Annotated in this window: 4 protein-coding genes and 1 pseudogene; 4 read left to right on the top strand and 1 reads right to left on the bottom strand. The window is 70.9% G+C overall.

The window, feature by feature from the left end:
- The 4 genes from ABT041_RS38875 to ABT041_RS38885 all read left to right on the top strand — a co-directional run.
- Positions 1-270, top strand: a 270-nt coding sequence (locus ABT041_RS38875; protein ID WP_351193866.1) for a CBS domain-containing protein, incomplete at its 5' end; no start/stop codon positions are given.
- A gap of 214 nt (positions 271-484) precedes the next feature.
- Positions 485-949 (top strand): Hsp20/alpha crystallin family protein, encoded by a 465-nt coding sequence (locus tag ABT041_RS38880; RefSeq protein WP_351193868.1) that lies wholly within the window; start codon positions 485-487, stop codon positions 947-949.
- Between the two features lie 231 nt (positions 950-1,180).
- A complete protein-coding gene (locus ABT041_RS39180) occupies positions 1,181-1,612 on the top strand; it encodes a hypothetical protein (RefSeq protein ID WP_502976723.1) in 432 nt (143 codons plus the stop codon).
- Positions 1,605-4,328 carry a cation-translocating P-type ATPase gene (locus ABT041_RS38885; protein ID WP_351193871.1) on the top strand — a complete coding sequence of 908 codons (2,724 nt, stop codon included), beginning with the start codon at positions 1,605-1,607 and terminating at the stop codon, positions 4,326-4,328. Before ABT041_RS39180 ends, ABT041_RS38885 begins: the two co-directional genes overlap by 8 nt.
- A 1-nt stretch (position 4,329) precedes the next feature.
- Here the strand turns inward: ABT041_RS38885 and ABT041_RS38890 are convergent.
- Positions 4,330-4,424: pseudogene (locus ABT041_RS38890) on the bottom strand (DUF4389 domain-containing protein); the annotation flags it as partial.

The following is a 4,424-nucleotide window of genomic DNA, read 5'->3' on the forward strand; positions in this document are numbered from 1 at the left end:
ATCACCGACCGGGACATCGTGGTGAAGTGCCTGGCCAAGGGCAAGGACCCGCACCACATGACGGCCGGACTCCTCGCCCAGGGCAAACCGATCACCGTGGACGTGGACGCCGACAGCGAGCAGGTGCTGCGCACGATGCAGGACCACCGCATCCGCCGAGTGCCCGTGATCGACGACCACCGCCTGGTCGGCATGATCAGCGAGGCGGACCTGGCCCGGTACCTTCCGGAGGAACGGGTGGGCCACTTCGTCGAGGAGATCTGCCGCTGACAGCACCGGAACCGTGGCGCCACGGCCGGTCGGTCCAGGTGCGGCCCGTTCGGCCCCGTCGGACAACAACCCCCTTGGACGCTGCGCCACGTGACCTCGCGGGCGGACGATGGGGTTACGGAGTCGGACCGGCCCCGTAGCCCGGTCCACCGCCCGTCCGTACCGACTCGGCTCCACGACGACAGTCCGGGGCCCCGGAACGAGGAGCAGAGCAATGGCCGGAGGCAGGGTGGAACGCAGGCGCAGCCTCTTCCCCGACTTCAATGACTGGTTCAACCGCGAGTTCCCGGGGCTGCCCGGGTGGCGACCTGCGACGGCTGCCCACTCCATTCCTGTGGAGGTGTCCAGCGACGCCGGTGGGTACGTGTTGCGGGCCGAGCTGCCCGGGATGGACCCGGACGACTTCTCCATCACCGTCGACGACAACCTGATCACGGTGAGTGCGGAGCACAGCGAGAGCGAGGAGGACAAGGAGCACTCGGAGTTCCGCTACGGATCGTTCCGCCGGACCGTGCGTCTCCCGGCCACGATCCCGGCCGACGACGTCGAGGCTTCGTACGCGGACGGCATCCTCACCATTCGCGTCCCGATGCCCGAGGAGGAGAGCAGCACCGCACGCACCATCCCGGTGAAGCGAGGCGGCACCCCGCCCGAGGGAGCCACGGGCGTGAACCCCTAGCGAGTCCTGGTCGCATAGGGCAGCAACGTCGGCGCGACCGCCGGACTTCCCAGGCGATCGACAACACGCTCCGGGACGACGGCTTCGACGCGGTCGTGCTGCCGGGCGGTGACCTCCGCAATCAGGAACGGATCCGGGCATGGGGCGCACCACATCGGAAAGGAACTCGACACCACCCCCCGAGCGGTGCCCCCGGTCCTTCGGCCAGCCACACCCGACGGGAGGTGCGGCATGTCTCACCAGGAGTCTTCGAACAGCGATACCACCCCGCTGGCGAAAGGATCCCGCGGGCGTGCCGTCTTGGTCCTCACCGCAGGCCCTCGCCCCGCGGTGTGGGAACAGCCAGAGCACGTCCGCCGCTCCGGGACCATCCCAGTTCGGCCCGGGACGCCCCCGGGCCACATCGTGACGATCTGGGTGGACGACGCAGGGTCCCCCGCCCGACCCCCGAGCAGCGCTGCGGACCGAGCTTTCACCTCCCTCTCGGGCGGTATTGCGGCGGCAGGTGCCGTCGGGGTGACGGGAGCCGGCGGGGTCTTCCTCGTACGGCGGCGGAGCGAAGGGCAACGGCTCGCGGCCTGGGAACGGGAGTGGGAGCAGGTGGAACCCGTGTGGTCCGGCCGCCTGTACCGGGGCAGCGAAGCCGGGGGCGACGATGACTGACCGCGCCGCCGGCCGAACCGCAGCGGATCCGAGCACCACCCCTACCGATGCGCTGCCCTTCGACCCCAGCGAGCCCCTGCCCAGGTTGCGCCGGGAACTGGCCACCGGTCCGGATGGACTGTCCGCTCGCGAGGCGGCCCGCCGACTCGCCGTTCACGGACCGAACGAGGTACGGCGCAAGGCCCGCTCCTCCTTCGCGCGAGAGCTCGTCGGACAGTTGATCCATCCGCTGGCCCTTCTGCTGTGGGCCGCGGCCGCGCTGGCCTTCGTCGCGGACCTCGGAGTGCTCGGCTGGGCGATCCTGGCGGTCATCGCCGTCAACGCGGCGTTCGCGCTGCTTCAGGAACGGCAGGCCGAGCGGGCGGTGGAGACCCTCGCGCGCTATCTGCCCGAGCACGCCCTCGTCGTACGAGACGGCCAGCCGCTCACCGTGGAGGCCCGCGACCTGGTGCCGGGCGATGTGATCGTCCTGGAGGAGGGCGACAAGGTCCCTGCCGACGCGCGCGTCACCGAAGGTGGGGTGGAAGTCGATCTGTCGATGCTCACGGGGGAGTCCGTACCGGCCGAGCGCATGGCCGCGGCGGGGCTCCTCGGCGCTCCGTTGCTGGAGGAGCCGAACCTCGTGTTCAGCGGGACGACCTGTGTCGAGGGGCAGGCTCGGGCCGTCGTGTTCGCCACCGGCAATCACACCGAGCTCGGCCGGATCGCCGCGCTCAGTCAGCGGACCCGGCGCGAGGCGAGCCCGTTGGAACGACAGGTCAAGAAGGTCGCTTGGCTCATCGCCGGCGTCGCCACCGGCATGGGGGCCCTGTTCCTGGTCCTGGGCGTGGCCGTCGGACTGCCGGTGGCCGACTCCCTCATGTTCGCCATCGGGCTTCTCGTCGCCAATGTCCCCGAGGGGTTGCTTCCGACGATCACGCTGGCCCTTGCCGTGGGCGTCCGCGCACTGGCCCGCCAGGGGGCATTGGTGAAACGGCTCAGCGCCGTGGAGACGCTCGGCTCCACGAACGTCATCTGCACGGACAAGACCGGCACGCTGACACGCAACCGCATGCGTCTGAGAGCGCTGTGGACCGTGGGCCATGGAAAGGAACCCGGGCCCTGGGCGCAGGAGCTGGTGCGGACGAGCGCCTTGTGCACCACCGTCACCCGCGATGAGGAGGGTGAGCTGCACGGCGACCCGACCGAAGCGGCACTGGTCACCGCGGCTGCCGACCGCGCGACTCCCGTGGATCTCACCCGGCGCGACGCGGGACGGCGCAGACTGTTCCGCTTCGATCCGCGGCTGCGGATGATGTCGGTCGTGCAGGACGACGAGGCGACGGGTCGCCTGCGGATCGTCACCAAGGGAGCACCGGAGGCGGTGCTCGCCCGCGTCCTGCCCGGCTCCGCCTCGGACGCGGCCCGCTCGGCGGCGGAGGAGCTGGCCAAGGGTGGCATGCGGGTCCTCGCCGTCGCCGTACGCGACCTGCCGCCGGGGGCGGAGTCGCCGTCACGCCGTCAGGACGCCGAGTCGGGGCTGACACTGCTCGGTCTGGTCGGGCTCTACGACCCGCCGCGCCCCGAGGTGGCGGAAGCCGTCCGACGCTGCCACGAGGCCGGGGTGCGCGTGCACATCGTGACGGGCGACAGCGGAGCCACCGCCGCGGCGGTCGCCCGGGAGGTGGGCATCGGAGTTCCCAGCCTGCACGTGGTCGCGGCGTCCGAGTCGCTGGGCGACGACGAGCTCGACCGGTTGCTCGTGGAAGGCGACGCCGAGATCGTCTTCGCCCGCTCCTCGCCCGAGACGAAACTCAAGGTGGCCGACACCCTGCGAGCCCACGGCCGGATCGTCGCCATGACAGGTGACGGGGTCAACGACGCCCCCGCGCTGCACCGCGCGCACATCGGGGTGGCCATGGGACGCTCGGGTACCGATGTCGCGCGTGAGGCCGCCACGATGGTGCTCACGGACGACGACTTCGCCACCATCGTGACAGCGATCGAATCCGGCCGCCGCGTCTACGACAACGTCCGCAAGTTCATCGTCTACATCTTCGCCCACGCGACCCCGGAGATCGTGCCCTTCCTCGTGTTCGCGCTCTCCGCCGGGGCGGTTCCGCTCCCGCTCACCGTGCTCCAGATCCTCGCCATCGACCTGGGGACGGAGACGCTTCCCGCCCTTGCCCTTGGCCGGGAACGCTCTGAGCCCGGAGTCATGGAACGTCCACCCCGGTCCCCCCACCAGGGCGTGATCTCCCGCGACATGCTCGTCCGCAGCTGGGGCTACCTGGGCCTCGTGTCAGCGGCCCTCGTCATGGTGGGCTACTTCTACGTGCTCTGGCGCGCGGGCTGGCAGACGGGCGATCCAACGGGCTCGGGGAGCCCCTTGCACCACGCCTACGTGACAGCCACGACCGCCACCTTCGCCGGCATCGTCACCTGCCAGGTAGGCACCGCCTTCGCTGCCCGCACCGACCACGCCGCGCTGCGCGACATCGGAGTGTTCTCGAATCCGTTGCTTCTCGCCGGCATCGTCTTCGAGCTCGCGTTCACCGCCGCCCTCGTCTACGCGCCCCCGCTCCAGCATCTCTTCGGCACGGCCGCCCTTCCTCTGGACGTCGTCCTGCTCATCGCGACGTTCCCGGTCCTGGTGTGGGGCACGGACGAGCTGCGGCGCGCCGGGCGGCGCCGTCAGCGGCCGTCTGCCGCGCGCTCGGTCCCGGCCGGCTCGTGACGTGGGGGATGGCGAGCAGCCACCATTTGACCAGGACCTGCGAGCGGGAGAGCCGCTCCGGGTGGGAGATGTCGAGCCGGGCCGGGTAGTCGGGTT

It is taken from the genome of Streptomyces sp. NPDC002825 (assembly GCF_040295385.1).
Lineage (GTDB): Bacteria > Actinomycetota > Actinomycetes > Streptomycetales > Streptomycetaceae > Streptomyces.

Excerpts from the sequence above, each read along its gene's own strand:
- ABT041_RS38885 (WP_351193871.1), top strand. The coding sequence starts at position 1,605 with ATGACTGACCGCGCCGCCGGCCGAACCGCAGCGGATCCGAGCACCACC.
- ABT041_RS39180 (WP_502976723.1), top strand. The coding sequence starts at position 1,181 with ATGTCTCACCAGGAGTCTTCGAACAGCGATACCACCCCGCTGGCGAAA.
- ABT041_RS38880 (WP_351193868.1), top strand. The coding sequence starts at position 485 with ATGGCCGGAGGCAGGGTGGAACGCAGGCGCAGCCTCTTCCCCGACTTC.